Here is a 17,632-nt window from a genome sequence, read left to right as displayed (position 1 = left end):
ATTGCCAGTTTGGTGATTGTTCAATCAAAAAAGGTGCATTGTGGATTTTTTGCACGATGCTGGTGCTTGTGGATCAGGAGATCTGGCGTGCGTAGACGGCCAGCACCATGCGCTCGGACTGCACCAGGTAGGTCTCCAGCTCGCGGGCGGCCGCGACGGTCTGGCCTTCCATGAACATCTGCAGCAGGCGGGCGTTGTGGTCCACATAGGGTGCATGCAGGTACTCGGGGTCATCCAGCAGGCCGAAGGCCAGGCGCAGCTCGGCGGCGATGTCTTCGTACATGGCCGACATGCGCTCGCTGTCGCTCAGGGCCACGATGGCGGCGTGGAAGGCCATGTTGGCCGAGCCCACGGTTTTCCAGTCCTTGGCCTCGCGCGCCTGGTGGGCGGCCTGGACGGCCTCGCGCATGCGCTTGTGGGCGGGGTGCAGGGGCCATGCCTTTTCCAGGGCCTGGCATTCGATCAGGCGGCGCACGCGGTAGATGTCAATGATGTCGGCGATCGAGGGCACCACGACCGCGACGCCGCGGTTGGGTTCGTGGCGCAGCAGGCCTTCCTTGATCAGGATGCGGAACACCTCGCGCAGCGTGTTGCGCGAGATGTCCAGCTGCTGGCTCAGCGCGGCCTCCGACAGGTGCTGGCCGGCGCGCAGCTCGCCCAGGATGAGCTGCTGGCGGATGGTGTCGGCCACGGTGTCGGCCAGGCTGGTGGGGGTGGAACGGTTGGAAAAGTGCCGGGTTTGCGTTGCAGCCATGGTTGGTAAGGAATTTGCTAATGATTGTTGAACAATCCGTGCGGACAGTCGGTTTGAAAGGATACAAGATGGATATCAATAGCGATCTCGGTGAAAGCTTTGGGGCGTGGCGCATGGGCGACGACGCAGCCATGCTGGACATTGTGACCAGCGCCAATGTGGCCTGTGGCTTCCATGCCGGTGACCCGGCGGGCATCCTGCAGACGCTGCGGCAGGCGGCGGCGCGCGGCGTGGCCGTGGGCGCGCATGTCGCCTACCCGGACCTAGTGGGCTTTGGCCGCCGCAACATGGACCCCACCAGCAGCGAGCTGGTGGCCGACGTGATCTACCAGATCGGCGCCCTGCAGGGGCTGGCCGCCGCGGCGGGCACCCGGGTGCGTTACGTCAAACCGCATGGCGCGCTGTACAACACCATCGCCCACGATGCGCGGCAGGCCGAGGACGTGCTCACCGCCATCCTGGCGGTGGACCCCTCCCTGACCCTGATGGCGCTGGCCGGATCGCCGCTTATCGGCTGGGCACAGGCGCGTGGCGTGCGCGTGGTGGCCGAGGCCTTTGCCGACCGGGCCTACAACGACGATGGCTCGCTGGTGTCGCGCCGTCTGCCCGGGGCCGTGCTGCACGATGCCCAGGCCGTTGCCGACCGCATGCTGCAGCTGGTGCAGACCGGGCGCCTGACCAGCATCACCGGCCAGCCGGTGGCCATCCAGGCCGACTCCATCTGCGTGCACGGCGACAGCCCGGGCGCGGTGGACATGGCGCGCCAGATCCGTGCGCACCTGCTGCAGGCGGGTGTGGTGCTGCAGCCCTTCGTGGCGTTGGACTGAGGCGGTCGCATGCGTTTCTTGCCCGCCAGTGACCAGGCCCTGCTGGTCGAGTTGGATGATTTGGCGCAGACCATGGCGCTGTACCGTGCCGCCCTGGCACAGCCCATTGCGGGCGTGCAGGAGCTGATTCCCGCCGCCCAGACGGTGCTGGTGCACTACGCACCGTGGCAGGTGCGCACGCCGGAGCTGATCCGGGCGCTGGCCCGCCTCGGGGCCCAGGCGCTGCGCGACTGCGATGCGGCCCACGCCAGCCAGGGGCGCGTGGTCGACATCCCGGTGCACTACACCGGCGAAGACCTGCCCGATGTGGCGCAATTGCTGGGCCTGTCGGTGGCCGAGGTGATTGCCCGCCACAGCGGCCAGCCGTATGACGCGGCCTTTGCCGGTTTCGCGCCGGGTTTTGTCTACCTGTCCGGGGGCGCCAACTTCCAGGTGCCACGCCGCACCTCGCCCCGCACCCGCGTGCCGGCCGGTTCGGTGGCGCTGGGGGGCAACTTCAGCGCGGTCTATCCCAGTGCCAGCCCCGGGGGCTGGCAGCTGATCGGCGTGACCGAGGTGCCCATGTGGGACCTGGCGCGGGCCGAGCCGGCCTACATCCAGCCCGGCTTTCGGGTGCAGTTTGTCGATGCCGACCGCCAGGGCGCGCAGGTCTTCCTGCCCGCGGCGACGCAGCCATCTGCATCCAATCAGCCTCCAGCCATTGATGCACCTGCGCAGACAGCTATCGAATTTGTGAGCCCCGGGCTGCAAAGCATTTTCCAGGACAGCGGCCGCCACGGCATGTCGGGCCTGGGGATCTCGGCGTCGGGCGCCCTGGACCAGGGCGCCATGCGCCAGGCCAACCGCCGGGTCGGCAACCCGGTGCACACCCCGGTGCTGGAGAACGTGCTTGGCCAGTTGGTGCTGCGCGCCCACGGGGCCTGCACGCTGGCCGTGAGCGGGGCCCAGGTTGCGCTGCGCGTGCGCAGTGCCGACGGGCACAGCTGGGAGGTGCCGGGCGACCAGGCGGTGGCTCTGGACGATGGCGACACCTTGCAGCTGGGTGCGGTCCAGGCCGGGGTGCGCTGCTATGTTGCCGTGCGCGGTGGCTGGGGCGTGGACCCGGTGCTGGGCAGTTGCGCCACCGACACCCTGGCCCTGGTCGGCCCGCAGGCTGTGCAGGCCGGGCAGCGGGTGGTGGTGGGGCAGGCACTGCCCGCGCAGCAGCTGCGCGCCGTGGAGCCGGGGGCTGGCGCACGCCCGAGCCTGCCGCGCGCCGGAGAGACCGTGACCCTGGACGTGGTCCTGGGGCCGCGCACCGACTGGTTCACCGCCCAGGCGCTGCAGACGCTGACCGGCCAGACCTGGCGCGTCACGCCCCAGTCCAACCGCATCGGCATGCGGCTGGAGGGGGCCCAGCCCCTGGAGCGCCGCAACCCGGCCGAGCTGCCCAGCGAGGGCACGGTGGTCGGCGCCATCCAGGTGCCGATCAGCGGCCAGCCCGTGCTGTTCCTGGCCGACCACCCGTTGACCGGGGGCTATCCCGTGGTCGCGTCCCTGGCCAGCTACCACCTGGACCTTGCCGCGCAGATTCCCGTCGATTGCCGGATCCAGTTCCGCGTGGTGGCGCCCTTCTTTGAAGAGGTGCATGGCCTGGCCGAGGGAGGTCCGGCATGACGCCGTGCGTGCGGAGGGCCAGACCGGGCGGTGCCCGGCGCTGGCCCACGGCTGCCCCGCGCTGGGCCTGCACCGCAGGCTGTGCCGGCAGTGCTGCTGTTTCTACGCGTCGGAGGTTCGGATGAGCCCCGAAGTTTTGATGACCCACCGGGGCGGCCAGCGGCCGGCCCAGTTTGCCGCACATGGCTGTGCCTGCACAGCCGGAGGCCACGATGGCACTGTGCCGTCCCCCAAGAAAGGTTTGTGATGATCCGCAAAGTTTTGATTGCCAACCGCGGCGAAATCGCCGTACGCATTGCCCGGGCCTGCCGTGACTATGGGGTGCAGTCCGTGGCGGTGTACGCCGACCCGGATGCCGACGCCCTGCACGTGCGCATGGCCGACGAGGCCTGGGGCCTGGACGGCGTGCGCCCGGCGCAGACCTACCTGGACATGGACAAGCTGATCGCGGTGGCCCGCAAGAGTGGCGCCGATGCCGTCCATCCCGGCTATGGCTTCCTGTCCGAGCGCGCCGAGTTTGCGCGTGCCGTGATCGACGCCGGCCTGACCTGGATTGGCCCGCGCCCCGAGACCATCGAGGCCCTGGGCGACAAGGTGGCAGCGCGCAAGATTGCGCTGCAGGTCGGTGCGCCCCTGGTCGCCGGCACCGCAGACCCGGTGCAGAGCGCGGCCGAGGTCCAGGCGTTTGCGCAGCAGCATGGCCTGCCCGTGGCCATCAAGGCCGCGTTTGGCGGCGGCGGCCGGGGCCTGAAGGTGGCCTGGCAGATGGACGAAGTGGCCGAGCTGTTCGAATCCGCCGTGCGCGAAGCCACGGCCGCCTTCGGCCGTGGGGAATGCTTTCTGGAGCAGTTCCTGGACCGTCCCCGCCACATCGAAGCCCAGGTGCTGGGCGACCAGCACGGCAATGTGGTGGTGGTGGGCACGCGCGACTGTTCCCTGCAGCGGCGCAACCAGAAGCTGGTCGAAGAGGCCCCTGCGCCCTTCTTGACCGAGGCGCAGCGCGCCAGCATCCACCAGGCGGCGCGCGACATCTGCGCGGCGGCCGGCTATGTCAGCGCCGGCACGGTGGAGTTCCTGCTCAGCCGCAGCGGACAGATCTCTTTCCTGGAGGTCAACACCCGCCTGCAGGTGGAGCACCCCGTGACCGAGGAGACCACGGGCATCGATCTGGTGCTGGAGCAGCTGCGGATTGCCGACGGCCTGCCGCTGTCCTTCAGCCAGACGCCGACACCGCGCGGCCACAGCATCGAATTCCGCATCAACGCCGAAGACCCGGGCCGCGGCTACCTGCCCACGCCGGGGCTGATCCAGCGCTTCGAGGCACCCAGCGGGGGCGGGGTGCGTGTGGACAGCGGCGTGGTGTCCGGCTCCACGGTGCCGGGCAGCTTTGATTCCATGATGGCCAAGCTCATCGTCACCGGCGCCACGCGCGAGCAGGCCCTGGCCCGCGCGCGCCGCGCGCTGCAGGAGTTCACGATCGAGGGCGTGGCCTCGGTGCTGCCCTTCCACCGTGCCGTGGTGCAGGATCCGGCCTTCACGGCGGCGCAGGGCTTCCAGGTGCACACCCGCTGGATCGAGACCGAAATGGCCCAGACCTGGGTCGAGGCGGCCCGCCCCGGTGCCCCGGTGGACCAGCCCTTGCAGCGCTGCTTCATCGAACTGGAGGGCAAGCGCGTGGCCCTGGGCCTGCCCGCCAGCCTGCTGCAGGCCTGGGGCAGCGTGTCGACCGCGGCGTCGCCAGCGGCTGCTGCACCGCAGGCCGAGGCCAGCGCCGATGCCATCACCGCCCCCATGGCCGGCAGCCTGGTGCAGTGGAAGCTGGCCGATGGCGCGGCGGTGCAGGCCGGCGATGTCGTGGCCGTGATGGAGTCGATGAAGATGGAAAGCCCGATCACCGCGCCACAGGCCGGTCGCCTGCAGCAGCAGGTGGCACCGGGCGCCGTGCTGCAGGCCGGGCAGGTGATCGCCCGCGTCGTGGTCGGGCAGTGAACCGCCGGGGGCTGTGGCCCCCGACGTGGCCTCAACTGCGGCGGCAGTTTTGCAGGGCGTCCAGCTGGGCCTGGTAGGTGGGGCTGTGCACGTCCAGCAGGCCCAGCACGGTGTGGTAGAAGTTGTCGTGCGTCAGCGGCTGGTCGATGTGCTCACGCACGCAGCGCTCGTCCACACCGGTGCGCGCCAGCAGCGTGCCGGGCCACAGCACCCAGGGCACATGCTTTTGGGTGTCGGGCGCAATCACATAGGGCAGGCCGTGCAGGTACAGGCCGTTTTCGCCCAGCGACTCCCCGTGGTCCGACAGGTAGATCAGGCCGGTCTCGTAATGGTCCTGCTGTTGCTGCAGCCAGTCGATGGTGCGGGCAACGAACAGGTCGGTCTCCACCATGCTGTTGTCGTACACGTTCACCAGGCGCTCACGGCTGCAGTCGGAGGTCACGTGGGTGGTGCATTCCGGCTGGTAGTGCTTGCTGGGGGCCGAGGAGCGGCGGTAGTAGGCCGGGCCGTGGCTGCCCATCTGGTGCAGCACCAGCACCGTGCCGCGGGTGGCGCCCTGGGGCTGCGTGCTGCGCAGGCGCTGGTCCAGCAGCTCCACCATCAGCTGGTCCAGGCATTCGTCGTCCTTGCACCAGCGGTGGACGGCCTCGGGCGATGCCACCTGGTCGGCCTGGGCGTGTGGAATGCGGTTGCACACTTCCTTGCAGCCGGCCTGGTTGTCCAGCCAGTCCGTGCCCAGGCCGGCGGCCTGTAGCACGTCCATCAGGTTCTCGTATTCAAACTTGCGGCCTTCGAAGTCGCTCTTGCCCAGGTGCGAGAACATGCAGGGCACCGACGCCAGGGTGTTGGTGCCGCACGACTGCACCTGGCGCCAGCTGATGACGCGGCGGGCCTCCATCTCGGGGGTGGTGTTGCGGGGGTAGCCGTTCAGGCCAAAGTGGTCGCTGCGTGTGGTTTCCCCCACGATCAGCACCAGCAGCGGCGGCTTGCGCGCCGTGCCCGGGGCTGCGGCCGCCAGTGCATTGCCACCGCCATAGGTGCTGCCCAGGGCCACGCCTTCGCTGATGCGCTGGAAGGGGCGGGGGCGCTTGAACAGGGGCTTGAGGGTGGCGTTGCTGAAGGACACGATGGTGGCCATCGGGTTGATCAGGTAGCGGATTTCCGTGTGGTTGCGCACCAGCGGCGCCATGGGCTTGTACAGCAACAGTCCGCCGCCGATCACCACGCCCAGGCTGGCCAGCACCAGCAGGCCGGAGCGCCACAGGTCCTTGCGCCAGGCGGTCGGGCGCAGGCTGATCCCCTTCCACAGCACCGCCACCGGCACGCCCGCGTACAGCAGCACGTGCCAGATCAGCCCGCTGGTGAGCAGGGCCAGGCCTTCCGTGTAATTGGTCTGCAGGGTGTTGCGGATCATGCTGGCGTCCATCACCACGCTGTAATGCAGCATGAAGTACTGCACGGCGGCGGCCGTGACCAGGGTCAGGCTCCAGCCGACCCGGCGCAGCCTGGGTCAGGACAGCAGCATGAACCACAGGTAGGTCACCCCGGTGAGCACCAGGGCCACCAGGGCTTCCTCGATCAGCCCCAGGCTTTGTTCGCTGGCCAGTGCGGTGAGTTTGCCCCACCAGGCCTGGTTCAAGGCGGCGGTGCACCACACGGCCAAGGCCAGGGCGGCCCAGCGCGGGGCGATCGACCAGCGTGCGGCCTGCCGGGGGCTGGGGGCGGTGCCGGAGGCCGCAGCAAGTTGGGGGGAGAGGGCGGAGGCGTGCAATTCAGACATGGTTGCGCACTGTAGGCAGCGCATCTGAATAGCCCCTGAAGCCGCCGTTCAGCCCGTGTTCAGCTTGGCGTGGATAGGCGGCTGTGCCTACACTGGAGGGACTGTCTGGGAGGAGGTGAGGGTGCGCATCCTGTTGGTGGAAGATGATCGGCCGCTGGGGCAGGCCGTGTTGGGTTATCTCAAGAGCAAGCAGTTCAGCGTGGACTGGGCGGAGAATTTGCAGCAGGCCAAGGGCTTTGCGGCCACGGTGCCGTATGCCGCCGTGCTGCTGGACCTGAACCTGCCCGATGGCGAAGGCCTGCACCTGCTGCCGCTGCTGCACGAGAGCGCGGCCCACCCATCGGCGCGGCCCACGGTGATCGTGGTGACGGCGCGGGACCAGGTCAGCGACCGCATCCGCGGCTTGGACGCGGGCGCCGATGACTACCTGGTCAAACCCTATGACCCCGAGGAACTGCTGGCGCGGCTGCGCGCCATCGAGCGGCGCCGTGGCAGCCAGGCCAGCTCGGTGCTGACCTGCGATGCGGTCACCATCGATCTGGGCCGCGAGGTGGTGCGCAACGGGGCCGTTCCGGTGGTGCTGACGCCCAAGGAATGGGCCTTGCTGCGCGTGCTGGCCAGCCGGCCCGGTCAGATCTTCACCCGCGAGCGGCTGCAGGAAGCCCTGTACCAGTGGGACGCCACCAGCGACAGCAACACGCTGGAGGTCTTCATCAGCCGCCTGCGGCGCAAGCTGGGCAGTGCGCTGATCGAAACCGTGCGCGGCACGGGCTACCGCCTGACGGCGCTATGAGCCCGGTCGCCCCCCGCGCGCAGAGCCTGGCCCAGCGCCTGGGCCGCAGCCTGACCCTGGCCGTGGTGCCGGTCTGGCTGTTGAGCACGGCCCTGGTGGCCACCTACGTGAATGGCGAAATTCAGCACAACTTCGACGTGGAGCTGGTCGAGAGTGCGCACCGCCAGCTCTACCCTGCCTTGCTGGAAGTGGAGCGGGCCCAGCCCATGGCCCTGGACGAGCCGCTGCTGATGCGCACCCAGCCCGGCCCGGCGCACTCCGAGCCCTTGCTGCTGCAGCTGCGTGGCGCCAACGGCCAGGTGCTGCTGCGCTCGGTGGCGACCCCGGCCTCGGCCTTTGCTGTGCCCTTGCAGGCCGGGTTCTACGAGACCGACGACTACCGCGTGTTCAGCCTGTACGACGAGGTGTCCGGTGCCTGGCTGCAACTGGCCGACCCGCTGAGCGAGCGGCGCGAGGCCAGCCAGCGCACCGTCATCGGGCTGGTGCTGGTGCTGCTGGTCATGCTGCCGGTGCTGGCCTGGGTGATCACGGTGGTGGCGCGGCGCCAGCTGCGCACCCTGGAGCAGCTGCAGCAGCAGATCACGGCGCGCAGCGGCAGCAACCTGCAGCCGCTGGAGCTGGCCGACATGCCGCTGGAGCTGTGCGCCGTCGGGGACGGCGTGAACCAGTTGCTGGAGCGCCTGGGCGAGGCCCTGAATGTCGAGCGCTCCCTGGCGGCGAACGCGGCGCATGAATTGCGCACCCCCCTGGCCGAGGTGCGCTTGCGCCTGCAGACGGGGGTCGACCGGGCCGTGGCGGATGGCGGTCTGGCCGAGACCTCCGGCCAGGTGCCGCTGGACGACGTGCGCCAGGCCCTGCGATCCCTGGCCACCCTGAGCCACCGCACGGAGCGGCTGCTGCAGCTGTCGCGCGCCGAGGGCGGCGACGTGGCGCATTTCGGGCGCGTCAACCTGGTGCAGCTGGCCGAGCAGGTCGCCCAGGAGTTCTGGCAGCAGGACGCGGCCCGCAAGCGGCTGGACTGCCTGGTGCCCGAGGACCAGCCCGCCGTGTGGGTGGAAGGGGATCTGGACGGCTTGGCCATCGTGCTGCGCAACCTGGTGGACAACGCCCTGCATTACACCCAGGGGCCGGTGGAACTGCAGGTGCTGGCCACCCCCCAGCCGACGCTCAGCGTGCGCGACCATGGCCCGGGGCTGTCGCCCGAGGCGCTGGCGCAGATGCAGCAGCGCCATGCGCGCATCGGCAGCCACCACATCGGCTACGGGCTGGGCATGTCCATCGTGCGCTCGATCGCCGACAAGCACGCGGCCGAGCTGGTGCTGACCTCGCCCCCGGCTGAGGGCGGCAGCGGGCTGTCGGTGCGCTTGGTCTTCGCCCAGGCTGCCGCGGCGCAGGACTGAATCTGCCGCGCTGCGGCCGTCCGGGCCAGCGATGGCGGAATGCAGGCGGCAGACAGCGGCACCCCCTGCAGGCCCGCCGAGCCCGGCATGGGGCCATGCAGGCGGGCTTGTCGCAGCACGGCCTGGCCTGGCTTGGCCGCGGATGATCTGGGTCGCAGCCTGGGTGCCCAACGCCTGGTGCAGCATGCGCCCGGTGCATGGATCGCTCCATGCCTGGAGCGGCTTGGAGGGCATCGGGCGCTGGTGGAGGTGTGAAATCAGGAAGCCATAGCAATCTACGCTTGTACTGGCTTGTTTTAAAGGTTAAAGCATGCTGAAATGCCTGCAATCCCAGCGCTTACAGCTCCTGTTTTTTCAAGATGCACGGTGGCGCGATTCAGGGTTAGTGCTGCACTGCGGCATGAAAAGCCATTCTTAGAATAGGGCCTGCACCGACTGCGCCCACCACCGTCCCCGCCACGAGAATCTGCCGATGACCGCACAAGACACCACCACCTCGACCTCCGCCCAGCGCGTCATCAAGAAGTACCCCAACCGCCGCCTGTACGACACGGCCACCTCGACCTACATCACCCTGGCCGAGGTTAAGCAGCTGGTGATGGAGCGCGAGAACATCGTTGTCAAGGACGCCAAGACCGGCGAGGACCTGACCCGCTCTATCTTCCTGCAGATCATCCTGGAAGAAGAGGCCGGTGGCGCGCCCATGTTCACCGAGGCCATGCTGGCCAACATCATCCGCTTCTATGGCCACACCATGCAGGGCTACATGGGCAGCTACATCGAGAAAAGCGTGCAGATGTTCACCGACTTCCAGAGCAAGCTGGCCGAGCAGTCGGGCATGGGCGGCAGCGAAGCCTGGACGCAGATGATGCAGATGTCCAACCCCATGCTGGGCAACGCCTATGCCGAGCAGGTGCAGAAGATGCAGGAGCAGATGCAAAAGCAGACCGAGCAGATGATGGCCATGTTCGGCATCAAGCGCTGATCGGCTGCCGCATCGGCAGCCACCTACCGATCCACGGGCCTGCGGGCCCGTTTTTCGTGGCTGGTCTGCACCGGGGCCAACGCGGCCGCTGCGGTTGCTTGACCTGCCGCTGCACGCCGACGAGGTGGCTTCTACAGGCGGTCGGCACGGCGCACCGCGGGCTATGCAGGGGCTCTCCGGCACGAACAGGGCGCGCTGGCTAAAATTGCGCCTTGATTTCGCCGGCCGGAGGACCTCCGCGCGCAGGCCTTGCGCAACTGGCGCAATCCCCCACACGCATTCACACAATGACCACCGAAAACAGCGCCCCGAAAGTGGGCTTCGTGTCTTTGGGCTGCCCCAAGGCATTGACCGACTCCGAACTCATCCTCACGCAGCTCAGCGCCGAGGGTTACCAGACCTCCAAGACCTTCGAGGGCGCGGACCTGGTGATCGTCAACACCTGTGGCTTCATCGACGATGCGGTCAAGGAAAGCCTGGACACGATCGGTGAGGCCCTGGCCGCCAACGGCAAGGTCATCGTGACCGGCTGCCTGGGTGCCAAGGCGGGCAAGGAAGGCGGCAACATGGTGGCCGAGGTGCACCCCAGCGTGCTGGCCGTGACCGGCCCCCATGCCACGCAGGAGGTGATGGATGCGGTGCACCAGCACCTGCCCAAGCCCCACGACCCGTTTGTGGACCTGGTGCCCGGCGGCTTTGGCGAAGCCGGCCTGAAGCTCACGCCCAAGCACTATGCCTACCTGAAGATTTCCGAAGGCTGCAACCACCGCTGCACCTTCTGCATCATCCCCAGCATGCGTGGCGACCTGGTGTCGCGCCCGATTGGCGATGTGCTCAAGGAGGCCAAGGCGCTGTTCGAAGGCGGCGTCAAGGAGCTGCTGGTCATCAGCCAGGACACCTCGGCCTATGGCGTGGATGTGAAGTACCGCACCGGTTTCTGGGACGGCAAGCCGGTCAAGACCCGCATGCTGGAGCTGACCGAGGCACTGGGCCAGCTGGCCCAGCAGCACGGCGCCTGGGTGCGTCTGCACTACGTCTATCCCTACCCCACGGTCGACGCCATCCTGCCGCTGATGGCCGAAGGCAAGGTCCTGCCCTACCTGGATGTGCCGCTGCAGCACAGCCACCCCGATGTGCTCAAGCGCATGAAGCGCCCCGCATCCGGCGAAAAGAACCTGGACCGCATCCGCGAGTGGCGCGCCATCTGCCCTGAGCTGGTGATCCGCTCCACCTTCATCGCCGGTTTCCCCGGTGAGACCGAGGAAGAGTTCGAGCACCTGCTGAACTTCATCCGCGAGGCCGAGATCGACCGTGCCGGCTGCTTTGCCTACAGCCCCGTGGAAGGCGCCACCGCCAACGAGCTGCCCGGCATGCTGCCCGTGGAGGTGCGCGAGGCGCGCCGTGCCCGCTTCATGCAGGTGGCCGAGGAGGTCTCCACCCAGCGCCTGCAGCGCCGCGTGGGCCAGATCATGAAGGTGCTGGTCGACAAGTCCGTGGGCCTGGGCAAGAAGGGCGGCGTGGGCCGCACCTACGCCGATGCGCCCGAGATCGACGGCGTGGTCCACATCCTGCCGCCCGAAAAGGCCAGCAAGACCTACAAGGTCGGCGAGCTGATCAGCGTGAAGATCGTCGGCACCCAGGGCCACGACCTGGTGGGCCTGCCCGTCTAAGCCGGCTGTCGGCCGCCGGACCCGTTGGCCGGGCCGGTGGCCTATGCCTGCACACTTGCCCACCATGTCCCGCCTCAAGCCCCCCACCAAGGAACAAAGCCAGCTGCTGCCGCCTTTCCAGGCGCTGCCGGACGCGGCCATCATCGTGCCTGTGACCGAGGCCGAATTCGCCCAGGCGCGCGCAGAGCTGCTGGCCCAGTCCGCACTGGGTTTTGACACCGAGAGCAAGCCGCTGTTCCACGTCGCCCAGGTCGATACCGGGCCCCACGTGGTGCAACTGGCCACACCACAGCGTGCCTGGATCTTGCAACTGCACCACCCCCAGGCCCTGGCCCTGGCGCGCGAGGTGCTGGGCCACCCGGGCATTTGCAAGGTGGGTTTTGGCCTGGACAACGACCAATCCAGCCTGCCGCGCCGCCTGGGGGCGGAGCTGGCCCACATCGTCGACCTGGACCGCGTGTTCAAGCGCCATGGCTATGGCGCGTCCACCGGCGTGCGTGCGGCGGTGGCACTGGTGCTGGGGCAGAACTTCCAGAAGTCCAAGAAGCAGTCGACCAGCAACTGGTCGCTGCCACGTCTAAGCGAAGGGCAACTGCGTTACGCCGCCAACGATGCCCATGGCCCGGCCGTGGTGTATGCGGCCTTGCCGGCCTGGGAGGCCGCCCAGCCCGTGGCGGCACCGGCGCGGGCCCCCAGGGCCGCACGTGCGGCGGCACCAGCACCCGCTATGGTTAAGGCTAAGGCGGCGCCGCGGCCTGCCGCGCCGGCTGGCGGGGCGGAGCGTCGGCCCCGGGTGGCGGCCCTGTTCCAGGCACCGTCCCGCAAGTCGGTCGACTGAGTTTTCACCGGGCCAGCGCCAGCCTCAACGTCGCTGGCAGGCTGGCCCCAGCCCCGCCGGGTTCAGGCCTTGGCCTGGGGCGCAGGGCGGGTGCGGTAGAACTGCATGGGGAACTCTTGCATCTCCTTGGCATGCTGGTTCAGCACCGAGGGCTTCATCTTGCCCACCACGTGCATCTCGCAGGGCTTGCAGTCAAAGCGCAGGGTCAGCTTTTCCTTGCCGTTGATCAGCTGCAGCGGCTCGGCCTTGATCGTGCCCTTGACGCCGATCACGCCCTTGGCCTGCTTGGGGCACAGGCTCATGGAGTAGCGCACGCAGTGCTTGGTGATCATCAGACTGACTTCACCCAGCTCCTCCTTGCTCTCGTAGGCCGCATCGATCACCTTCACGCCGTGCTTGACGTAGAAGTCGTGCGCCTTCTGGTTGTAGACGTTGGCCAGGTAGCTCAGCGTGTCTTCGGGGAAGGGCACGGGGGGCTCGACCGGTTTTGCACGCGGCAGGCGCACCAAGCCGGACGCGCGCGCGGCTTCCAGCGCTTGCAGCGCATCGCGGCGCAGCTGGTTCAGGGCCGAGGCCGGCACAAACCAGGGCTGGGTGATGGAGAGGCTGATGTCGTGCACCGCAAAGATCGACGCGCCAAAACGGCCCAGCTGCTCGCGCAGCGTGGCTTCGGCCTTGCTGGCATCGGTGGCGGCTTGGTGTTTCTGCGCAATCGTGGCCTGGCCCACCCAACCGTCTTCGTCGGTCAACGTCAGCGCAAAGCCGTCGGCGGTTTCCCGGAACTCCGCCCACAGGCCGATGCGGCGGTCGCTGGACTTCTTGTCCAGCATGCGCACCCAGTTCATGTCGCGGTTGCGGTTGACCTCCAACCCCTTGCGTAGGTCCTTGAAGCCGGCAATCGGGTCCTTGGGGAAGACGCGCCAGATGCCCTTCTTGGCATGCACGCTCTCGGCGCGGTTGATGTGCACGCCCACCAGTTCCTTTTGCAGGTCGTAGTAGCACAGGCCGTCGCCGTTGTTGAAGACGGCGGCCTTGTCGTGGCTCTCGAACTCGAACCACTTGTCGCCCACCTGCGTGACCCAGCCCACAGCGCGGCCGGGGGTCTTGGGCGTGTCGAAGGCGCCAATGTCGTCCTTGCGGCCATTGACGAAGTAGTCGGTGAACTCGCGGTTGAAGTTCTGGTCCGGATCGGGGGTGAAGGTGAAGGTGGTCGTGCCCGAGGACGAGCGCGCCAGCGGCATGTCCGAGAACTCCCGCTCTTCGATGATCTCGTCCAGGATCTTGCGGTAGTGGGCCGTGATGTTCTTCACATAGCCCATGTCTTTGTAGCGGCCTTCGATCTTGAAGCTACGCACGCCCGCATCCACCAGCGCACGCATGTTGTCGGTCTGGTTGTTGTCCTTCATCGACAGCACGTGCTTTTCGTGCGCAATGATGCGGCCCTTGTCATCCATGACCTCATAAGGCAGGCGGCAAGCCTGGTTGCAGTCGCCGCGGTTGGCGCTGCGGCCCGTGTGGGCGTGGGTGATGTAGCACTGGCCCGAATACGCCACGCACAGCGCGCCGTGGATGAAGTATTCGATGGTGGTGTGCGGATCCAGCACGTTGTGCACAGCCTTGATTTGCTTCAAGTCCAGCTCGCGCGCCAGCACAATCTGGGACAGGCCTGCGTCCTGCAGGAACTTGGCCTTCTCGGGCGTGCGAATGTCGTTTTGTGTGGAAGCGTGCAACTGGATGGGAGGCAGATCCAGCTCCAGCAAACCCATGTCCTGGATGATCAGCGCGTCCGCGCCGATGTGGTACATGTCCCAGGCCATCTTGCGCGCGCCTTCCAGCTCATCGTCGCGCAGGATGGTGTTGAGCGTGATGAAGATGCGGCTGCCGAAGCGGTGGGCGTGCTGGACCAGGCGCTCCAGATCGCGCGTCTCATTGCCTGCCGTGGCGCGGGCGCCAAAGCCGGGGCCGCCGATGTAGACGGCGTCCGCACCGTGGTTCACGGCTTCGATGCCGATTTCGGCATTGCGTGCCGGGGACAAGAGTTCGAGTTGGTGGGGCAGGAGAGACATAGGGGGCGAATTATCCCCGCACCGCCCTGGTTGGTGGCTGGCGGGGGGTATTGCCGTGGCCTTTCGCGGACCCGAGCACCACCTGCACGCGGGCCCTGGCGCCAGGGCTGTCGCGACGGGCGGCAGAGAGGGTATACTTTCCCCAGCATCTTTTTGCCGTCGAGGCCGCCATGGACCTGCACTTCAACACCTACTACACCCTGATTAGTGCCGTCATCGTCTTGCTGCTGGGCAAGTGGCTGGTGGGGCACCTGCGGTGGTTGCGCAACTTCAACATTCCGGAGCCCGTGGCCGGCGGCTTGGTGGCCGCGGCCCTGTGCTACCTGCTGTATGCCGTGCTGGGCTACCGCCTGAGCTTCGACGGCGAGTTGCAGACGGCCTTCATGCTGGTGTTCTTTTCCTCCATCGGTCTGAGTGCTAACTTCTCCAAACTCAAGGAAGGCGGGCGCGCACTGCTCATTTTTCTGGTGGTGATTGCGGTGTTCATCGGGGTGCAGAACGCCGTCGGGGTCAGCCTGGCAACCCTGCTGGGGCTGGACCCGCTGGTGGGGCTGATTGCCGGCTCCATGACCTTGCTGGGCGGCCACGGCACCGCCGGGGCCTGGGGCAGCGTGCTGGAGCGCGAACACGGTGTGCAAGGCGCCATGACCCTGGGCATGGCCTGTGCCACCTTCGGCCTGGTGATCGGCGGGCTGGTCGGCGGGCCGCTGGCCAAGTGGCTGATCCGGCGCCACCAGCTGCAGGGCCCGCCCGCGGCGCCCGGCAGTGCGGACAGCCTGGTGGATGCGGCAGCGTACAACTTCGAGTCGCCGCGCAAGACGCGGCTGATCACCACCGACGCGACCATCGAAACCCTGGCCCTGTTTGCCGGCTGCCTGGCCTTCGCCCAGCTGATGACGGGCGTGACCGCGGGCATGGCGTTCCAGCTGCCGACCTTCGTCTGGGCACTGGCTGGCGGGGTGCTGATCCGCAACACGCTGGACTATGTGTTCCGCTTCCAGGTGTTTGACCGGGCCATCGATGTGTTCGGCAATGCGCGCTGTCCCTGTATCTGGCGATCGCCTTGCTGTCCCTCAAGCTGTGGGAGCTGGCTGATCTGGCAGGTCCCCTGGTGGTGATCCTGGCCGCGCAGACGGTGGCTATGCTGGTCTACGTGGCTGGCGTGACCTTCCGCGCCATGGGGCGCGACTACGACGCCGCCGTGCTGTGCGCGGGCAACTGCGGCTTCGGCATGGGCGCCACGCCCACGGCCGTGGCCAATATGCAGGCCATCACCAACCAGTACGGTCCATCGCACAAGGCGTTCCTGATCGTGCCCATGGTGGGGGCCTTCTTCATCGACCTGCTGAATGCGGTGTTCCTGCAGACGCTGATCAAGCTGCTGGGCTGAGCCCGGCCCCGGGCCACGGGATAATGCGCGCCTATGAATGCTGCCCGCCCTGACCACGCCCATTGGATGCGCCATGCCCTGCGTCTGGCGCAGCAAGCTGCCGCCGTCGGCGAGGTGCCGGTGGGCGCGGTGGTCGTCAAGGACGGGCAGATCGTGGGCGAGGGCGCGAATGCGCCGCTGGCCAGCGGCGACCCCACCGCCCATGCCGAGATCCTGGCCCTGCGCGATGCCGCCCGGCGCCTGGGCAACTACCGGCTCGATGGCTGCACCCTGTATGTGACGCTGGAGCCCTGCACCATGTGCAGCGGCGCCATGCTGCACGCGCGCGTGGATGCCGTGGTCTACGGCGCGGCCGAGCCCAAGACCGGGGCTGCGGGTTCGGTGCTCGATGTGTTTGGCTATCCCGCCATCAACCACCAGACCCGGGTGGAGCGCGGTGTGCTGGCGCCGGAGTGCGCGGCCGTGCTGGCGCAGTTCTTTCAGCAGCGCCGGGCGCAGCACAAAGCGGTGGCCCTGGCCAAGCACCCGCTCAAGGACACGGCGCTGCGCCACCCCGACGGTGCGTTCGCCGATCTGCCGCACTGGCCCTATGCCCCGCAGTGGCGCAGCGGCCTGCCGTCCCTGGCGGGCCTGCGCATGGCCGTGGTGGACGAAGGGCCGCACGATGCTCCGGTGACCTGGCTGTGCCTGCATGGCGCCGCCAGCTGGGGTTATGCCTTTGCCCATGGACTGCCGGGGCTGCTGCGGGCCGGCCACCGCGTGGTGGTGCCCGATCTGCCGGGCTTTGGCCGCAGCGACCAGCCCAAGCGCGAGCAGGCCCACAGCGCCGCCTGGCACGTCCAGGTGCTGCAGGAACTGGTCGAGCACCTGGACCTGCGCCAGGTGGTGTTGCTGGGCGCGGGCGATGGCGCCCGCCTGGGGCTGGCCGTGGCCCAGGCCCTGCCCGAGCGCTGGCGGGGGGGCTGGCTGATGGATGCCTGGCCCGATGCCTGCCCACCGCCCGCCCTGGCCGCATGGCTGCAGGCCGCGGCCCGCAAGCCGCGCTGGGACGTGGCCCAGAGCATGGAGCAAGCAGGTTTTGGGCCTTCAGCGCAGAGTGGGTCTGCGCCACTAGCTATCCCTTTTGCACAGCCGGGGCACCGTGCCGCGCTCCAGGCCTGGCCCCGGGTGCAGGCACAGCTGCCGCCCGTGCCCCAGGCGCTGCTGGCCGGCTGGCTGGCGCAGGGGCGCTGCTGCATCAGCCACAGCCGCAGCCACCAACTGGTGCCGGAGCCGGCCTGGCGCCAGGCCTGGCTGGCCGCCGTGCCGGCCCTGGTGCAGCACCCGGATGCGCTGGTACAGACCCCAGTGCCGCCTCTGGTTCCGGCGCAGGCGGCAGCCAGCGTGCAGTGGGCTATGGAATACTTTGGGCCTACAGCGAAGACGCCCGTCTAGCCAGACCGACCCCCAACCCATCTACGGAGCATGCCACCCCCTGGTGGCAT

13 protein-coding genes and 1 pseudogene are annotated in these 17,632 nt (G+C 68.2%); 10 read left to right on the top strand and 4 right to left on the bottom strand.

From position 1 onward, the window contains the following. Positions 1-73: 73 nt before the first annotated feature. Positions 74-754, bottom strand: a complete 681-nt coding sequence (locus CA2_RS04780) for a GntR family transcriptional regulator (RefSeq protein ID WP_042413197.1) — start codon at positions 752-754, stop codon at positions 74-76. A gap of 68 nt (positions 755-822) precedes the next feature. Here CA2_RS04780 and CA2_RS04775 point away from each other — a divergent pair, with 68 nt between their 5' ends. From CA2_RS04775 to CA2_RS04765, 3 genes are all read left to right on the top strand, one after another. Further along, positions 823-1,581 (top strand): LamB/YcsF family protein, encoded by a 759-nt coding sequence (locus tag CA2_RS04775; protein WP_042413194.1) that lies wholly within the window; start codon positions 823-825, stop codon positions 1,579-1,581. Between the two features lie 9 nt (positions 1,582-1,590). Next, on the top strand, positions 1,591-3,237 hold the full coding sequence (locus CA2_RS04770; protein ID WP_042413193.1) for a 5-oxoprolinase subunit B/C family protein: 1,647 nt from the start codon (positions 1,591-1,593) through the stop codon (positions 3,235-3,237). A gap of 249 nt (positions 3,238-3,486) precedes the next feature. After that, the gene (locus tag CA2_RS04765) at positions 3,487-5,226 is read left to right on the top strand and encodes an acetyl/propionyl/methylcrotonyl-CoA carboxylase subunit alpha (RefSeq protein ID WP_042413241.1); all 1,740 of its coding nucleotides are present in this window, start codon (positions 3,487-3,489) and stop codon (positions 5,224-5,226) included. 31 nt (positions 5,227-5,257) lie between these two features. Here the strand turns inward: CA2_RS04765 and CA2_RS04760 are convergent, their stop codons facing one another. After that, complete coding sequence (locus tag CA2_RS04760) at positions 5,258-6,730, bottom strand: phosphoethanolamine transferase (RefSeq protein WP_081888868.1); 1,473 nt, start codon at positions 6,728-6,730, stop codon at positions 5,258-5,260. 6 nt (positions 6,731-6,736) lie between these two features. After that, complete coding sequence (locus tag CA2_RS17920) at positions 6,737-7,006, bottom strand: hypothetical protein (RefSeq protein WP_156105961.1); 270 nt, start codon at positions 7,004-7,006, stop codon at positions 6,737-6,739. A gap of 121 nt (positions 7,007-7,127) precedes the next feature. Here CA2_RS17920 and CA2_RS04755 point away from each other — a divergent pair, with 121 nt between their 5' ends. The 5 genes from CA2_RS04755 (at position 7,128) to CA2_RS04735 (ending at position 12,692) form a co-directional block, all read left to right on the top strand. Continuing rightward, positions 7,128-7,799, top strand: a complete 672-nt coding sequence (locus CA2_RS04755) for a winged helix-turn-helix domain-containing protein (RefSeq protein WP_042413191.1) — start codon at positions 7,128-7,130, stop codon at positions 7,797-7,799. After that, positions 7,796-9,199 carry a sensor histidine kinase gene (locus tag CA2_RS04750; protein ID WP_042413188.1) on the top strand — a complete coding sequence of 468 codons (1,404 nt, stop codon included), beginning with the start codon at positions 7,796-7,798 and terminating at the stop codon, positions 9,197-9,199. Before CA2_RS04755 ends, CA2_RS04750 begins: the two co-directional genes overlap by 4 nt. A 472-nt stretch (positions 9,200-9,671) precedes the next feature. Next, entirely contained in the window at positions 9,672-10,184 is a 513-nt protein-coding gene (gene phaR, locus CA2_RS04745; protein WP_042413187.1) for a polyhydroxyalkanoate synthesis repressor PhaR, read from the top strand. A 287-nt stretch (positions 10,185-10,471) separates the two neighbouring features. Beyond that, positions 10,472-11,854 (top strand): 30S ribosomal protein S12 methylthiotransferase RimO, encoded by a 1,383-nt coding sequence (rimO, locus tag CA2_RS04740; RefSeq protein ID WP_042413185.1) that lies wholly within the window; start codon positions 10,472-10,474, stop codon positions 11,852-11,854. A 64-nt stretch (positions 11,855-11,918) separates the two neighbouring features. After that, positions 11,919-12,692 carry a 3'-5' exonuclease gene (locus CA2_RS04735; RefSeq protein ID WP_081888869.1) on the top strand — a complete coding sequence of 258 codons (774 nt, stop codon included), beginning with the start codon at positions 11,919-11,921 and terminating at the stop codon, positions 12,690-12,692. Positions 12,693-12,754: 62 nt separating this feature from the next. Here CA2_RS04735 and CA2_RS04730 read toward each other — a convergent pair whose 3' ends face one another. Continuing rightward, positions 12,755-14,758 (bottom strand): peptidase U32 family protein, encoded by a 2,004-nt coding sequence (locus CA2_RS04730; RefSeq protein WP_042413183.1) that lies wholly within the window; start codon positions 14,756-14,758, stop codon positions 12,755-12,757. Positions 14,759-14,928: 170 nt separating this feature from the next. Between CA2_RS04730 and gltS the strand changes: the two are divergent. Both gltS and tadA read left to right on the top strand, forming a co-directional pair. Next, a pseudogene (gene gltS / locus CA2_RS04725) lies at positions 14,929-16,148 on the top strand (sodium/glutamate symporter). A 33-nt stretch (positions 16,149-16,181) separates the two neighbouring features. Beyond that, complete coding sequence (tadA, locus tag CA2_RS04720) at positions 16,182-17,582, top strand: tRNA adenosine(34) deaminase TadA (RefSeq protein ID WP_042413181.1); 1,401 nt, start codon at positions 16,182-16,184, stop codon at positions 17,580-17,582. Positions 17,583-17,632: the final 50 nt, after the last annotated feature.

The organism is Comamonas aquatica NBRC 14918 (assembly GCF_000739875.1).
GTDB classification, from domain to species: Bacteria; Pseudomonadota; Gammaproteobacteria; order Burkholderiales; family Burkholderiaceae_C; genus Comamonas; species Comamonas aquatica.
The sequence above is the reverse complement of the archived record's forward strand: the minus strand, read 5'-3'. Positions and strand labels throughout refer to the sequence as shown.